Origin of the sequence: Methylocystis sp. JR02 (assembly GCF_030063565.1) — a bacterium.
In the GTDB taxonomy this organism is placed as follows: domain Bacteria; phylum Pseudomonadota; class Alphaproteobacteria; order Rhizobiales; family Beijerinckiaceae; genus Methylocystis; species Methylocystis iwaonis.
Window position 1 is genome coordinate 408,948 of the sequence record NZ_JASIRC010000001.1, and the last position, 15,476, is coordinate 424,423.

Sequence of the window (15,476 nt, forward strand, 5' to 3'; positions counted from 1 at the left end):
GTGGCTTTCGATATTTCCCTCTCGACGAGTTTCGGTAACGCTGGCCGCCGCCGCGGCGCGGTCAAGCCCGGCCCGCACCGGACCGTGTAGGGCCTGACCGCGCCGCTCGATTGCGCCGGCCGAACGCCTCCTCGCCCTCGATCGGAGGGTGACATCGAATGGAGGCCGACATGGCCGCAGCGCTCATCACAGACGAACTCTACGCCCGGCTTCTCGCCAATGGTGCTCGCAGCGCCGCCGGCGAGGACATTGATCCGCGTCCTGTCGTCAAGCTCTTCACACCGGATGCCGGCGCCACCTGGCTTCTCACCGAAGCCGATCCCGAAGACCCCGACCGTCTGTTCGGCCTCTGCGATCTCGGCCTTGCCGAACCCGAACTCGGCTATGTCAGCCTTGCCGAAATCCGCACGGTTCGCGGACGGCTCCGGCTTCCGGTCGAGCGTGACCTCCACTTCAGGGCCGAGCATTCGTTGAGCTGGTACGCTCAGCGCGCCCGCCAATCCGGCAGGATCGTCACCGACTGACGATCTCAATCGCGCCCCGCCTTCGGGCGGGGCGCTTCGTCGTGCTCATGAGGAAAGACGGTGATCAGGATGCACGGCTTTCAGGTTCGGCGGCTTTGCACATCCTGATCCGGTCATCATTCCCCGGCGCTCGCTTTCGCTCGTGCCGGGCGGGTTGCTTGGGGGCGCTGCCCCCTGGCGCGGTGCAAGGGATCGCTGACGCTCGGCCGGGACGGTTTCCCCGGCCTTCCGCGCGGATGCCTGTTTCAGACTCGCCCATAGGTTCGATCCGCTTGTGCAGGCCGGGCGATCCCCCTCCGTCCCGGCCGCCCTTGCACCTTGCACCCCCCGGTCTCGGCGACGGCCAGGGTTGCAGCGCAGCGCTGCGCTCCAACCCAAGCCAAAGGATCAAGCCATGACCGACACCATCGAAACGACCGCCACAGTTTTCGAGGCTTCCGCGATTGAGAACGGCGCGGTGCTGTTCGTGCCGTTGAACAAGTTGAAGAAGTCACCCCGCAACGCCCGCAAGACCCCGCACAGCGAAGCCCATATCGAGGCGCTGGCGGCCAGCATCGCCGCCAAGGGAATGCTGCAAAATCTGGTGGTGGAGCCTGAGACGAACGCGGAGGGCGAACCGACCGGCTTCTATTTCGTCACCATCGGCGAAGGCCGCAGGCTGGCGCAGTTGCTGCGCGTAAAGCGCAAGCAGATCAAGAAGACGGAAGCCGTCCGCTGCGTTCTGGACACCGAGAACGACGCGACGGAAATCAGTCTCGACGAAAACGTCACGCGCGAGGCGATGCACCCCGCCGACCAGTTCGAGCGCTTCCGCGAGCTGGCTGAAAATCGCGGGTGGGGTGCGGAGGAAATCGCCGCCCGGTTTGGCGTGACCGCCCATGTCGTCAGGCAGCGGCTTCGCCTTGGTGCGGTCAGCCCAAAGCTGATGCAGGTCTATCGGGACGGCGGCTTGTCGCTGGATCAGTTGATGGCCTTCGCCATCACCGAGGACCATGACCGGCAGGTGCAGGTCTACGAGAACCTGTCGTGGAACCGCGACCCATCCACCATCCGGCGCGACCTCACCAAGATGAACGTCGCGGCGACCGACCGGCGCGCGATCTTGGTCGGCGCGGAGGCCTATGCCGAGGCGGGCGGCACCATCATCCGCGACCTCTTCACCGAGGACCGGGGCGGTTATTTCGAGAACGCCGCGCTACTGGATCGGCTCGTCATCGACAAGTTGGAAGGCATCGCCGCCGAGGCGCGAGCAGTCGAGGGATGGAAGTGGGCTTCCGTTCACATTGACTTCCCCCACGCGCACGGGATGCGCCGCAGCTATCCGCATCCGGTGGACCTGTCAGAGGAAGACGCTGCAGCCTATGGCGCGGCACAGCAGGACTACGACCGCCTGTCGTCGGAGTACGAAGGTTACGAGGAACTGCCGGATGAGGTGGATCGGCGGTTCGGCGAGCTTGAAGCGGAGATCGAACGGATCGACGCCAAGCGCCACGCCTATGACGCCGACGAGATCGCGCGCGGTGGCGTGTTCGTCATCCTGAACCATGACGGCACGGCCCGCATCGAACGCGGCTTCATTCGCGCCGAAGACGAGGCTCCGAGACCGGAGAACGTGGAGGGGGCCACTGTCACGGAGGATGGCGAAATCGTCGGGGACGAGGGAGACGGCGAGGACGCCGAACCACAGCCGGACGACGAGGAGGCTGGAGACGCGGGCAAACCGCTATCGGACCTTCTCATCCGCGACCTGACCGCCCATCGTACCCTCGGCCTACGTCTCGCCCTTGGCGAGCAGCCGGAGATGGCGCTTGTCGCCGTGGTTCATGCGATGGCGGCGCAGACCTTCTATCGCGGCGGGGAAGCGTCGTGCCTCGAAATCCGGCTGACCAGCGCCTATCTCGCCTCCCACGCGGACGGGATCGAGGATACGCCTGCCGCGAAGGCGCTGGCGGATCGTCATGCCGGATGGGCGTCGGACATGCCGCGCGACGTTGCGGACCTGTGGGCCTTCGTCGCCGGTCTGGACTATGCGAGCGTCATGGCCTTGCTCGCCCATTGCGCCGCGCTGACCGTCAACGCGGTCAGGATACCTTGGGAGCAGAAGCCTAATGCCCGCGCGACGGCGGAAAAGCTGGCGAGTGCGGCCACGCTCGACATGAAGGCACACTGGACCCCGACCGTGCAGAGCTACCTCGGCCGCGTGACCAAGGCGCATATTCTCAACGCCGTGCAGGAAGGTGTCGGTGATGAGGCGGCCGAGCGGATCGCGGGTTTGAAGAAGGCAGGGATGGCGCAGGCTGCCGAACAGCTTCTCGCCGGAACCGGCTGGCTGCCGTCCGTGTTGCGCACCGCAAGGCCTCTGTCGCGAGACGCGGAGTCGGAGGCGGGAGCCATCGCGCAAGCTGCCGAGTGAGGACGAGCCGGGACCGCGCGAGTGGTCCCGGTTTTTCCCGCTGTCGCTTGGAACAATTGCGGTCGCGCGAGGGCAAGCCTCGCGCGACCGCCCGATGACCGGGACCGTCATCGGGTAAGGAGGAAATTGCAATGATCGCGCTCTTTGGCGTGGCCGTCGCCTTGGTCGCCGGTCTTTGTATCCTGGCCTATGCACTCGCCGTCTATGCGCTGCCCTTCATGCTCGGCGTGGAGGCGGCGCGTTGGACTTACGCCTCGGGCTCCGGCCTGATCGGCGCGGGACTGGTAGGGCTGGTGGCAGGTGTCGCCACCTATGGTCTGTTGCTGATCCTGTTTATGGCAGTCCGTCTGCCGATCATCCGTCTTGCGGTGGCGCTCGTCTTCGCCGCTCCGGCTGCCATCGCCGGCTATGCGCTGGTGGACGGCATCGCGCGCGAAGCCGTGCCGTCCCATGTCTGGCGCGTGATCTTCTGCTTGGTCGGAGGTGGTTTCGTCAGCGTTTCGGCGCTGATGCGATTGGCAGCAACAGGCTCGACAATTCATCGCGGAGGCTGAAAATCCCGGTAAGTCACGCTACCATTGCTTAAGCTGATCAACACATGAAAGAATATTCCGTGCTAAAGAGCGTGTCAGACCTCACCCGGCCAGACCCCTATTTTTCAGGGGAAGCCGGTTTTATCGGCTCCGCACTGCAAGACTTGCACAGGGATATGTGCGCGTTCGAGCTTCCCGCTTCACTTCCTGATTCTGTCCGGCGATCCCATGATGCGGTGCGACACGCCTATATCTACGCGTACTTCTCGTATGATCTTTTGACCATGGCGGCGAGCCAGACATTCCCTTGCCTCGAACTGGCTTTGCGCGAGCGGATCGGGCACCAGTTCGCCGGAAGAGTGGACAAGAGAGGAAAGCCTCGCCCTGTCATGCTCGACGAGCTGTTGAAATCCGCCAAGAAGCAGAACCTGATTTCCTCTGAGATCGAACATCTGAGTCATTTGCGCAATATGTTTGCCCACGGAAGCGATACAGTGTTGAACCCGCCCATGTTTCTGACCACGTTCGAGATTGTCACCGACATCATTCGGGAACTCTACATCAGCCAACAGGTGTGATCGGCGTTGCCCCTCCTGGGCCGCGCTCTCGGCTGCGCCGGAACCACGTCTGAGGCGCGTTTCCGCCATTCGGCTTCGATCGCTAACGCAAAGTAGCGGCCGGACGCAGGAAGCCCCGCATTCGACCGATGCGCGATGGCGGATTGCGTCAGTCGGTATGGCGGCGAGACCCAATTGTGGAAGTCTCGCAGCTTTGCCACCCCCAGAACAGCGATCGTGCCGGGGCAGGTCACTCAGCTTCGTCGTTCGATAACGAAGCCCGGCGGGAGCGGTACGTCCAGCCGCGCTGTCTGGAAATGCCGATGATCCACGAGCCGTGACCGTAACTTTCACCATCTCGGTCGGGACAGCCAGCCGCCTCGGGGACAGCGCCAGCCATAACAGTGATCCCGTTGGCCGGTCTCATCCCGTGATAGGCAACTGCTCGCATCATCGTATCTCCATGGTTTCGCCGAGCCACACCCACGGCGTCCTCGAATGGATTGGGTCTGACCGAAGATCGGCTGCGCCTCGATCATCCTCCCGCAACGTCCGGCCCCAGCTTTTTTCCGCCGCGCGCGAGCGCGCTTTGCATCGCGAGGCAAAAAAGCCGTCGTCGGGCGCCTTCTACTTCGTTCCAGCCTTTCAGGTGCGGACTGATCGTCCTCGGCCGCACGACCACCATCGAGGTCGCCGTGGGCGCGGCCCGAGGAACGGAGACACGACAATGGCGACCATCGGCACCTTCACCAAGACCGCGAACGGCGACATCACCGGCACGGTCAAGACCCTGACCCTCAACGTCAAGGCTAAGTTCGTCCCCACCGAGGGCGATAGCGAGCGCGGCCCGGACTATCGGATCTTCGCTGGCACCACCGAGTTCGGCGCGGCGTGGAAGAAAACCGCCCGAGAGACCGGCCGCGACTATCTCTCGGTCAAGCTGGACGATCCGAGCTTCCCCGCCCCGATCTACGCCAGCCTGGTCGAGGACGAGGGCGGCGAAACTCACAACCTCATCTGGTCCCGCCGCAACGGCGACTGAGGCCGAACACCTCCGAAGCCCCGCTCTCACGCGGGGCTTCGTCACGCTTGCTACGGCAGCTATTCAGGAAATGCGGAAATCAGGATGCGCGGTTTTCAGGTTCGGTTGCTGCGCGCATCCCGATCCAATCTTTTAGCCCGGCACCCGCTTTGCTCATGCCGGGTGAGCTTGGCTAAGGGCTCCGCCCCCGCGCGGCGCAAGGGATCGCTTGCGCTCGTCCGGGCCGGTATCCCCAGCCTTCCTCCATTTCATTGCGTGCAGGCCGGGCGATCCCCCTCCGGCCCCGACGCCCTTGCACCTTGCTACCCCGGTCTCGGCGACGGCCAGGGTTGCAGCGCAGCGCTGCGCTCCAGCCCAGCCCCAAGGGAGACAGACCATGTATCACCATCTCGCCACCCGGTTCGGCCGCAACTCTCACCAGATCAGCGGACGCGAAGCCCTCGACAACGAAGCTCTTTTTCGTCACGTCCCCTCAGTGTTCGCCCGCGAAGCGCATGACAGCCGGTCGGAACGTTACGTCTACGTCCCCACCATCGAGATCGTGGAAGGATTGCGCCGGGAGGGCTGGTTTCCGTTCTTCGCGGTGCAATCGGTGCCGCGCGACGGTAGCCGCCACGGTCACGCCAAGCACATGCTGCGCCTGCGCCGGGATGATGGGATCGGCATGCCCGAGGCGGCGGAAGTCATCATCGTCAACAGCCACGACGGGACCAGCGCCTATCAGATGTTCGCCGGGATGCTGCGCTTCGTTTGCACCAACAGCATGATTGCGGGAGAGCGGTTCGAGGAAGTCCGCGTGCCCCACAAGGGCGGCATTCAGGATCGGATCATCGAGGGCGTTTACACCGTCGCGGAGGACTTTCCGCGCCTGATCGATGCGACCGAGACCATGAAGGACACGCGGCTCTCACGGGACGAGCAGCAGGTGTTGGCCGAGGCGAGCCTTGTCGCGCGCTATGGCGAGGAGGAAAGCCCGGTTCGCCCGGATCAGATCATCGCTCCGCGCCGCCGCGAGGATGTCGGGCAAAACCTGTGGCAGACCTTCAACGTCATTCAGGAAAACCTCATTCGGGGCGGGCTGGATGGACGACGGCAGACTGCGGATGGCCGCATCCGCCGCAGCCGGACGCGGCCGATCAACGGTATCGACCAGAATGTCGGGCTGAACCGCGCCCTGTGGACGTTGGCCGAGGGAATGCAGCGGCTGAAGACCGCCTGACCCTCGCAAAGCCGTGGAGCCGGAAACCCGGCTTCACGGCTTTCCGCAGAAGCGTGGATCAGATGTCGCGCCGATCCGTCTTTGCGGATCGGCGGGTTTCCGCTGAGCAGACGAAACGCGGCTCGCCGGGCATGGCCCGGCTCGCGAAGGAACCTCAAAAACGATCCGAATTATCTTCAAATATTGATCGTCCAACGCGATCAACATATCGGGCAACAGTGGCTTCAACGCGAGCCTCGCATCGCGAACAGTTCCTCTTTCCAGCAACGCATAACTGCTGGACGAGAGGTGACGCCATGCCGAGTACAGATTGGCGCTCGCCGGCCGCTTATGCACATGCCAAGAGCATTTCTGCCGCCGGCTTTGCCTGGGAGTATCTTCGTCGCGATGAGGATTATCACCGCGACTTTCATCGCGTGAGGCGATTACCACGCCTCGACAGCGATGCGCAGACGGCGTTCTCGGAACGCTGGGGGGTGCGATTTCCCGGCGGACCCGGCTCTCTCCGCCGACCGGGCCGCGCTGTTCTGGATGCCATCTCTGCTGCCTGACGCTTTTGAGCTTCGTCCATCCGCGTGCGCCGACTCTGATCCCGCCAGCATGACGATCAGCCTGCCGACGTTGCCGGGTCTCGACGCTCGTGCCACCGAGGATGGGAAGTGGCATGGCCTCTGGCGGTCGGCGGGAGTGGACCATCAGTTCTGGCTCGCAGATCCGCCGTCCGGCAGCAAGACGGCCTATTTCGTTATGCTGCCGCTCGACGCCTCGCTGGAGCATCGCGCCGAAGCGGTGTCGCGCTTCTGGCGAACGCTGATGGGGCGGCCGATCGGCGAGCGTCGTCACGCTCTTCCAGCGCAGACCCGAGACCGACACATCCTGATCTTGCGCGCCCTCGACGGTCGCACAGACGGCGCCAGCTATCGAAAGATCGCGGAAGCCCTGCTTGGATTTCGTGGCAACAAAGCCGATTGGGAAAGCGATCCTCGCAAGAACCAGACGCGCCGCCTCGTTGCTGACGGCACCCACTATGTGCATGGCGGATATCGCGACCTGCTGCGCTATCCCGCGCGTCTGCCGCCCCGCTGAACGTTGCCGTTCGATCGTCTTCGTTCGCGCCTCCGGAGGGTCGGAAACGCTACCCCCTAATTTCGGCACGCTGCAAGCCGCCGTTCCTCCGCCACGGTTCGCCATGACCCGCTGCCGTCACCGGCAGCCATCCGAACCGCCCCGGAGGCCCGATCATGCTCGACCCGAAGACGGGATTGCCGCCGCGTTTCCTGCGCACGCCCGACGCGGCGCGTTTCCTCGGCATCTCGCTCAGGACGCTGGAAAAGCACCGCACCTATGGCACCGGTCCGACCTATCGCAAGATCGGCGGCCGCGTGATCTACGCGCTCGAGGACCTGCAGGCCTGGACGGCCATCGGCGCGCGCAAATCCACCACGGACCAGAATGCCGGCCGGGTCTTTCCGGCGCGTCCTCTGACGCCTGCCGAGCGGGGAGCGCGCTGAATGAGCGGCTCCTCTCGACAAGACGGCAAGCACGGGAGCGAACGCCAGCGGCTCGATCCCTTCGTGGTCGCCACCGGCGATGCCAGCCCGCGCGATCAGCGCGATCTCATGGAACGGCCGTTCTTCTCGTTGTCGAAGACGCCGCGCATCAAGCCGATCCTCTACAAGGCCGCCGATGTCGAGGTGCAGGTGCTGGGGATGCCCGAGCACGGCATGGCGACGATCTGGGATGCCGATGTGCTGATCTGGGCCGCCTCACAGATCGTCGCGGCCGAGAACCACGGCCTGCGCACGTCGCGCTTCTTTCGTTTCACGCCCTACCAACTCCTGCGCGGTGTCGGCCGTCCGACCGGAAACCAGCAGTATCTTCTCCTGAAGGCTTCGCTGGCGCGGCTGCAGTCGACCGTCATCGCCACGACGATCCGCAACGGCGTGCAATGGCGGCGGCGCCAGTTCTCCTGGATCAACGAGTGGGAGGAGATGACGACGCGGGAGGGCCGCGTCGAGGGCATGGAATTCGTCCTGCCCGAGTGGTTCTACAACGGGGTCGTCGACCGCTCGTTGGTGCTGACCATCGACCCGGACTATTTCCGGCTGACCGGGGGCATTGAGCGCTGGCTCTATCGCGTCGCGCGCAAGCACGCCGGCCATCAGCCACACGGTTGGCTGTTCGAGATCAGCCATCTCCACGACAAATCCGGCAGTCTCGCGCGCATCTCTGATTTCGCGCTCGATCTTCGCCGGATCGCTCTCCGTCAGCCCTTGCCTGGATATCGCCTATCGATCGAACGCGAGGGGCGGCGTGAACTGCTCCGCATACGGCCCGTCCAACAATTCACAGTGCCTGTGGATGAGCCTGTGAATAGCATCGGCAGATCGGGCGCAACGGGTGTCGGCACATCAGGCGCAGGCCTATCGGCAGATCGGGCGCACGGACCGCAGTTAACACTCTGGCCTGAAACACGAAATCCGGCCACTAACTTAGACTCTAACAGAGAATCTAACTCTTCTTTGTTGGCGCGCGGGAAACGCGGCCGTGGTGCCGGTGCCGCCGGAAGGCGGACGCCATGATCGTCGCGCTCCTCAATCAGAAGGGCGGCGTCGGCAAGACGACGCTGGCGCTTCATCTCGCCGGTGAATGGGCCGGCAGGGGCAAGCGTGTCACCCTGATCGATGCGGACCCGCAGGGTTCGGCGCTGGACTGGTCGCAGCAGCGGGCGCGTGAGAACGGCGTCCGGCTGTTCGGCGTCGTCGGCCTGGCGCGCGATACCTTGCACCGGGAAGCGCCGGAGCTGGCGCGCGATGCCGATTTCATCGTGATCGATGGACCGCCGCGTATCGCCGGGCTGATGCGTTCCGCGCTGCTGGCCGCTGACCTGGTGCTGATCCCGGTGCAGCCATCTCCGTTCGACGGCTGGGCCTCGGCCGAGATGCTGGCGCTCGTTGCCGAAGCGCGCATCTACCGACCGGCCTTGGCGGCGCGCTTCGTGCTCAACCGCTGCGGCGCGCGCACCATCATCGCCCGCGAGACTGCCGAGACGCTCGCCGATCATGACCCGCCGGTGCTGTCGACGACCATCGGCCAGCGCGTCGTCTTCGCCGATGCCGCACAGTCCGGTCGGCTCGCCTCCGAAATCGATCCCGACAGTCAGGCCGCGCGTGAGATTGCGGCACTCGCTGCGGAGATCGGAAGGCTGACCACTGGAAGGGCGATGCCATGAGCGCACACCCGATCCGTCGCCGCTTTGCGGCCCGGCCCGCCGATCCGGAAAACTGGATCAAGGCAGCCGATGCACCGCGCAACGACGAGGCGGCACGCTTCACCGCGCGGCTGACCATCGACATTACGCCGGCCTTGCGTGGCCGCATCAAGATCGTCGCCTTTCAGCGCGGCATCACCGTGGCCGACATGCTGCGCGATCTGCTCGCGCGTGAATTTCCGCCGACCACCGATGGAGATCGCCCATGACCGGCGCCACCGTTTCCCGTTCTGTTGGCGGTGCCGCACCGGGCACGCAGTCCGCCGACGCTTTCACGCAAGTCGAGCTGACGCACATCGAGAAGCGGCTCGAGAACTGGATCAGGTTCGGTCGAGAGGTACGCGAACATGTGCTCGACCGCCGTCGGCGCGTCTTTTTCTACCAACCCGGCAGCGTCTTTGCCTTCGTGCGGTGGGCGTCGAACGACTTCGGCACGATCACGTCGCGCATCGACATCGTGCGTGCGGTGGCGCCGGGCGAACCCTACCAGACGCTGCCTTTCGTGCGTCCTGGCGGCGAGATCCTGCTCAGAATCGAGGGCTGGCCCAAGGTCGAAAGCGTGCTTCAGCACATCGATGCCATCGAGGCGATAGGCATCGACGCGACCGAGGTGTCACCCGAGCACTGGCGGCACGTCCACAACCGTTTGACCGTTGGACACGAGCCGCGTGCCTACACCGTCGATCAGCACCAGGCGTTTCTGTTGTGCCAGAGGGCTGAACCATGACCCGGTTCGGCTACGTCATGGCGACGTACTTCTCCGTGATGGGCGTTGCCGTCGCATCGTTCATTCCCACGCCGCTGCGCCTCGTCTGGAACGCATCTACGAGCGTTCCGATCGGCCTCTACCATCTAGCCGCGACGCTGGACCTGGAGGTCGGCGATCTCGTTGCAGTGCTTCCTGACAAACCGCTCGCCGACTTCATGGTGGAGCGCGGCTACATCGGCCGCGGCGTGCCGCTGTTGAAGCGCGTCATGGCCCTACCGGGACATGAAGTCTGTCGCACCGGGCGCACCATCACCGTCGATCATGTGCCGCTCGGTGACGCGCTCGATCGCGACCGCGCGGGCCGCGATCTGCCGGTCTGGCAAGGCTGCCGGAAGATCGCGCAGGGCGAGCTCTTCCTGATGAACCCGGATGTCCGCGACAGCCTGGATGGCCGCTACTTCGGCCCGATCCCAGTGCGCACCGTCATCGGCAAGGCGACGCCGATCTACACCGACGAGGAGGGTGACGGCCACTTCGTCTGGCGCGCTCCGACACGGTGAGTGTCGCACCACCTTCGTTCCCCCACCAACTCGAAGAGGATTCCTATGCCGCAAATTGGCGAGTTCACGCGCGAAACCACCGGCTTTGTCGGGCGCGTCCACACCTTCACGCTCTTCCGCGAGATCACCATCGTTCCGGCAGAGCCGTCCGACGCCGACAACGCGCCGGACTACCGCGTCCACAACGGCAACGAGGAAGGGCCGGAGATCGGCGCGGGCTGGAAGCGCACCGGCGAACGAGCCGGGGATTACATCGCGCTCGTCATCGATGATCCTGGCTTGCCGCAGCCGATCCGCGCGAACCTGTTTCGTGACGACGACGGTGGCGCGTCCTGGTCGCTGCATTGGAACCGTACCCCGAAGCGCGGCGAGCGGGAGTGACATCATGCGATCCGTCAGCCTGCGCGCCTGTGCCATCTCCTTGCGATCGGCCATCCCTTTGTTCGCGGGAAAGTCGTCTCATCCCTTCGTCCCGCTCGACGACCGGTCGGCCGGCGCGCGCAGCGGAGGTCAAGGGCGATCGAAGATCGGCGCAATGCGCGTACCCTTGACCGCAGCGAGCACGCTGGCAGGCTGGTGTCGCAGTGGAGAAGGCGCGCCTGTTCGAATGGCGGTCATTCTTCTCTCGGGCTTGCTTTACGGCGTTGCGATCCCGGCGATTGCGCTGGCGCAGACGAAGCCCGTCGCTCACCCGTCTGCGCGCGATCTCCATAGTGATCACATCGCCGAAGCGGCACAGCGCTTCGAGCTTCCCGCCGCCTGGATTCGCGCGGTGATGCGCGCCGAGAGTGACGGTGATCCACGTGCCACCTCGCCCAAAGGAGCGATCGGGCTGATGCAGATCATGCCGGAGACCTGGGTCGAGCTGCGCGCGCGCTACCGTCTGGGCGACGATCCTTACGACCCGCACGACAACATCGTGGCGGGCGCGGCTTATATCCGCGAACTGTTTGATCGCTATGGTTCGCCGGAGTGGATAGCGGCTTACAACGCCGGTCCCGGGCGCTACGAGGAGGCGCTGAAGGGCCGCCCACTTCCGCCAGAAACCCGTGCCTATGTCGCCATTCTCGCGCCGATCATCAGCGGCAGCGAGACCCCCGGTGCGGTCGTAGTCGCGTCCGCCGATCCGCTCTCCTGGACCCGTGCTCCGCTTTTCGTCATGCAGCCTTTGAGCAAGACGACGGTCCCTCCCGTGCAGTTCGACGAGCACAAGGACGATATTCCGCAGGCGATCACCGTGCGCGACCTGTCCGCCATCGTGCCGCAGTCGGGCGGTCTGTTCATCGCGCGAGCGGATGCGAGACAACAGCCATGAAGCTCGTGATCGCGTCCGCCCGGCGGGAGACTTCAGTGTGCAGCGGATGGGGCTGGCAACGGTCTCATCCATCAGCAGGAGGGGCACGAAGGGGGCAAAGGGCGGAGGGCAAGATTAAAGCGGACGGCACCCTACGGGTCCGATCCTTGGGGCAAGCCCTTGCCTGCACACTGTTTGGGGCGGCACCGTCGCCGGACCGCCATGGTGCCGTGAAGCGTGGAAAAGCCCGCATTTCAGGCACTACTCGCGGCACTCCTGCCCGAAATCGGCGGTTTCGGGTGGATCGGCTGCCATGAGGGAAGACGACGATCATTTTCGGCCAAAGCCTGGCCGCGTCGGATCCAACGGCGGGAAAGCCGGACAGGCCAAGAGCTTCCTCAGCAAGGTGCGGAAGGTCACGCGCCAGCAACAGGCAGCCTCTGGCCGAAGCCGATCGGCGAAGAGCGGTGGTTCCGGTCGCGCCACCAAGGGAAAGAGCATCGTCGCCTCCGGCCGGGGCGTGCAGCGCGGTCGCGGCGCGGTTTTCGTGCGCGCCCGCAACCTGTCGAACAGTTGGAGCCACCGCCAGCCCGGCAGCCGCCGCGTCGTCGTCAAATCCCGTTCCGTCCGGGGCGCGGGCAAGAGTGGAAAGGCTGCTGCGCACCTGCGCTATATCCAGCGCGACGGCACGGCTCGCGACGGTGAGCGCGGTCGGCTCTATTCGGCGACGGAGGATCGCGCCGATGGCGATGCCTTTCTCGATCGTGGAAACGACGATCGCCACCAGTTCCGCTTCATTGTCTCGCCCGAAGACGCCGCCGATCTTGCCTATCTCACCGGCTACACCCGCGAGCTGATGGGGAGGCTCGAAACCGACCTTGGCACCAAGCTCGATTGGGTCGCGGTCAATCACCACAATACCGGCCATCCGCATGTCCATGTCATCGTCAACGGTCGCGATGCGCTCGGCGAAGATCTCGTCATCAATGGCGACTATCTCGCCAATGGCATTCGTGAGCGGGCGAGCGAACTGGCGACGCTGGAACTCGGCCCCGTCACCGAGATCGAGCAGCGTCGCAAGCTCATGGCGGAGATCGATCAAGATCGGCTCACCCGCATCGACCGGGCGATGATCGCCGAGGCCGAAGACCGTTTGGTTGACCTCCGATATGAACCGGGCGATCTGCGCGGCCAGTCTGACCGGACCATGCGGCTACGCCGTCTCGGCAAACTGGGCGACATGGGCCTCGCTAAGGAAGACGCACCGGGTGTCTGGGAATTGAGTGAGCGGCTGGAGCCGACCCTGCGCGAGATGGGCGAGCGCGGCGATATCATCCGCACCCTGCAGAAGGCGCTCCGGGCTGAAGGCGCCGAGCGTGATCCGATGACCTTCGAGATTCACGACGCCGCGCCAGCGACGCCGATCGTCGGCCGCGTCATCGACAAGCATCTCAGCGATGAGCTGGGCGAGAACCTAACGCTGCTGGTCGATGGCATCGATGGACGCACGCACCATGTCTCCGGCATCGACCCGGCGCGCGTCGAGGACGCCCACATCGGCAGCGTGATCGAGATCGGGCCGCTCGACGGCACCGGCCGCCCATCCGATCGCGCCATTGTCGGCATGGCCGAAGACGGCATCTATCGGCCGAGCCGTCATCTGGAGCAGGCCCGGTTCGAAGGTCGCGTGCCGGGCGGCGACTACGAGGGGTTCGTCGATGCCCATGTCCGTCGGCTGGAGGCGCTGCGCCGCGCCGGCATCGCCGAGCGGATCGACGGCGATCAGTGGCGCATCCCGGAAGACTTCGAGGCGCGCGCCGTTGCGCATGATGCGGAGCGGAACGGCCGCGCCAATATCCGCGTCCTTTCGACCTTCGACCTCGAACGACAGATCGGATCGGACGGCGCGACCTGGCTCGACCGGCGGTTGGTCGGCGCGGGTGTGTCCGACCTTTCACCGTCAGGATTTGGCGAACAGGTGCGCGAGGCGATGGCGCGCCGGCGCGAGGCGCTGATCGACCACGGCGACGCTGTCCGTCAATCCGATGGCCGCGTCGCCTATCGGCGCAACCTGATCGCCGTGCTTCAAGAGCGTGAAGTCACTCGTGTCGGCGAAGAGATGGCAGCGAAGAAGGCCCTGCCTTTCCGAGCCGCTGTCGACGGCGAGACTGTCAGTGGTGCGTTCACCGGGACCGTGCAGCTATCGAGCGGCAAGTTCGCCATCGTGGAAAAATCCCACGAGTTCACGCTTGTCCCGTGGCGGCCGGTCATCGACCGTCAGCTTGGCCGCGAGGTGTCGGGTATCGTCCGTGGCGGATCGGTGTCGTGGCAATTGGGGCGGCAGAAAGGATTGGAGATCTGATCTCAACACAGGGAAAGCTGGAGCGAAGGGCTATCTACCGCGATCCCACGGCGGTTCGGGCGAAAAGCGGTTCACCAGTTCATCGACCACGACGCGCACCTTCGGGCTCATCTGCCGAGTCTGCGGCCAGAGAGCGTGGATCGGAAAGCCCCGCGTCGGCACCGCCGGCAGCACCTGCGCAAGTCGTCCGTCGCGTAAGTGGTCGGCAATCAGCCAAGTCGAGAGGAGAGCGATGCCTTGGCCGGCGAGGGCCGCGTCACAGATGGCGTCGCTGTGGTTGAACGAGAGCCGTCCGGAGACGGGCTTCGCCACGGGCATGCCCTTGCCATCCAGGAACCACCACGGCAAGGACTGTCCGCCCCGGCCGAAGACGATGCAGGCATGAGCGTCCAGATCATCGAGCGAGGTAGGGCTCCCGTGCCTGTCGAGATAATCGGGGCTGGCGCAGAGCACCGATTGCTGCACACCCAGCCTTCTGGCGACGAGTGTGGAGCTGTCATCGAGATCGCCGATGCGGATCACGAGGTCGATGCCTTCGTCGATCGGATCAATGCGCCGATCGGTCAACGAGACCTCCAGCGACAGTTCCGTATAGTGCTCGCTAACGTCGAGGAGCACCGGCAGCACCCAGCGTCGGCCGAACACCACGGGCAGATCGACCCGCAGTCGCCCGCGTGGCCGCAGGCGATGGGCGTTTAGTGCCGCCTCGGCGTTTTCCAGGTCGGCCAGGACGCGCACGCAGGTCTCATAGAAAGATTGACCTTCGGTCGTCAGCGCAAAGCGGCGTGTTGTTCGGTTGAACAATCGAACCCCGAGCCGATCCTCGAGCCGCGCCACGCTCTTGGCGATACCGGATTTCGAAAGGCCGAGCCTCTCCGCCGCCAGCGTGAATCCGCCCGCGTCGGCGGCTTGGACGAAGGCTGTTATGCCACTGAGGTGTTCGGCGGAAATCATCGCGACCTATTGACGACTATCAGTCAACTCATATTGCC

At 64.8% G+C, this 15,476-nt stretch carries 18 protein-coding genes; 17 read left to right on the forward strand and 1 reads right to left on the reverse strand.

Going from position 1 to position 15,476, the window contains the following annotated elements; translation table 11 throughout:
- The first annotated feature begins 170 nt into the window (after window positions 1-170).
- The 17 genes from QNA11_RS01795 (at window position 171) to QNA11_RS20705 (ending at window position 14,484) form a co-directional block, all read left to right on the forward strand.
- Complete coding sequence (locus QNA11_RS01795) at window positions 171-524, forward strand: DUF2958 domain-containing protein (RefSeq protein WP_283481730.1); 354 nt, start codon at window positions 171-173, stop codon at window positions 522-524.
- Between the two features lie 394 nt (window positions 525-918).
- Complete coding sequence (locus tag QNA11_RS01800; protein WP_283481731.1) at window positions 919-2,937, forward strand: ParB/RepB/Spo0J family partition protein; 2,019 nt, start codon at window positions 919-921, stop codon at window positions 2,935-2,937.
- 131 nt (window positions 2,938-3,068) lie between these two features.
- Window positions 3,069-3,491, forward strand: a complete 423-nt coding sequence (locus QNA11_RS01805; protein WP_283481732.1) for a hypothetical protein — start codon at window positions 3,069-3,071, stop codon at window positions 3,489-3,491.
- 44 nt (window positions 3,492-3,535) lie between these two features.
- A complete protein-coding gene (locus tag QNA11_RS01810; RefSeq protein WP_283481733.1) occupies window positions 3,536-4,048 on the forward strand; it encodes a hypothetical protein in 513 nt (170 codons plus the stop codon).
- Between the two features lie 706 nt (window positions 4,049-4,754).
- On the forward strand, window positions 4,755-5,069 hold the full coding sequence (locus QNA11_RS01815) for a DUF736 domain-containing protein (RefSeq protein ID WP_253709073.1): 315 nt from the start codon (window positions 4,755-4,757) through the stop codon (window positions 5,067-5,069).
- A gap of 376 nt (window positions 5,070-5,445) precedes the next feature.
- A complete protein-coding gene (locus QNA11_RS01820) occupies window positions 5,446-6,288 on the forward strand; it encodes a DUF932 domain-containing protein (protein ID WP_283481734.1) in 843 nt (280 codons plus the stop codon).
- A 296-nt stretch (window positions 6,289-6,584) separates the two neighbouring features.
- Window positions 6,585-6,839 (forward strand): transcriptional regulator domain-containing protein, encoded by a 255-nt coding sequence (locus tag QNA11_RS01825; RefSeq protein WP_283481735.1) that lies wholly within the window; start codon window positions 6,585-6,587, stop codon window positions 6,837-6,839.
- 49 nt (window positions 6,840-6,888) lie between these two features.
- On the forward strand, window positions 6,889-7,374 hold the full coding sequence (locus tag QNA11_RS01830) for a DUF2285 domain-containing protein (protein ID WP_283481736.1): 486 nt from the start codon (window positions 6,889-6,891) through the stop codon (window positions 7,372-7,374).
- A gap of 155 nt (window positions 7,375-7,529) precedes the next feature.
- Window positions 7,530-7,799 carry a helix-turn-helix transcriptional regulator gene (locus QNA11_RS01835; protein WP_073625759.1) on the forward strand — a complete coding sequence of 90 codons (270 nt, stop codon included), beginning with the start codon at window positions 7,530-7,532 and terminating at the stop codon, window positions 7,797-7,799.
- A complete protein-coding gene (locus QNA11_RS01840; RefSeq protein ID WP_283481737.1) occupies window positions 7,800-8,870 on the forward strand; it encodes a replication initiator protein A in 1,071 nt (356 codons plus the stop codon).
- Entirely contained in the window at window positions 8,867-9,520 is a 654-nt protein-coding gene (gene parA, locus QNA11_RS01845; protein ID WP_283481738.1) for a ParA family partition ATPase, read from the forward strand. The genes QNA11_RS01840 and parA overlap by 4 nt, the downstream gene beginning before the upstream one ends.
- Window positions 9,517-9,768, forward strand: a complete 252-nt coding sequence (locus tag QNA11_RS01850) for a hypothetical protein (protein ID WP_283481739.1) — start codon at window positions 9,517-9,519, stop codon at window positions 9,766-9,768. Before parA ends, QNA11_RS01850 begins: the two co-directional genes overlap by 4 nt.
- Complete coding sequence (locus QNA11_RS01855; RefSeq protein ID WP_283481740.1) at window positions 9,765-10,286, forward strand: DUF2840 domain-containing protein; 522 nt, start codon at window positions 9,765-9,767, stop codon at window positions 10,284-10,286. Before QNA11_RS01850 ends, QNA11_RS01855 begins: the two co-directional genes overlap by 4 nt.
- Entirely contained in the window at window positions 10,283-10,828 is a 546-nt protein-coding gene (locus tag QNA11_RS01860; RefSeq protein WP_283481741.1) for a S26 family signal peptidase, read from the forward strand. The genes QNA11_RS01855 and QNA11_RS01860 overlap by 4 nt, the downstream gene beginning before the upstream one ends.
- A 45-nt stretch (window positions 10,829-10,873) precedes the next feature.
- Entirely contained in the window at window positions 10,874-11,209 is a 336-nt protein-coding gene (locus QNA11_RS01865; protein ID WP_283481742.1) for a DUF736 domain-containing protein, read from the forward strand.
- A gap of 4 nt (window positions 11,210-11,213) precedes the next feature.
- Window positions 11,214-12,143, forward strand: a complete 930-nt coding sequence (locus QNA11_RS01870; RefSeq protein WP_283481743.1) for a lytic transglycosylase domain-containing protein — start codon at window positions 11,214-11,216, stop codon at window positions 12,141-12,143.
- Between the two features lie 1,186 nt (window positions 12,144-13,329).
- Window positions 13,330-14,484, forward strand: a complete 1,155-nt coding sequence (locus QNA11_RS20705) for a DUF3363 domain-containing protein (RefSeq protein WP_502867551.1) — start codon at window positions 13,330-13,332, stop codon at window positions 14,482-14,484.
- 30 nt (window positions 14,485-14,514) lie between these two features.
- On the opposite strand, the gene QNA11_RS01880 is transcribed toward QNA11_RS20705, so the two are convergent.
- Entirely contained in the window at window positions 14,515-15,438 is a 924-nt protein-coding gene (locus tag QNA11_RS01880; protein WP_283481745.1) for a LysR family transcriptional regulator, read from the reverse strand.
- Window positions 15,439-15,476: the final 38 nt, after the last annotated feature.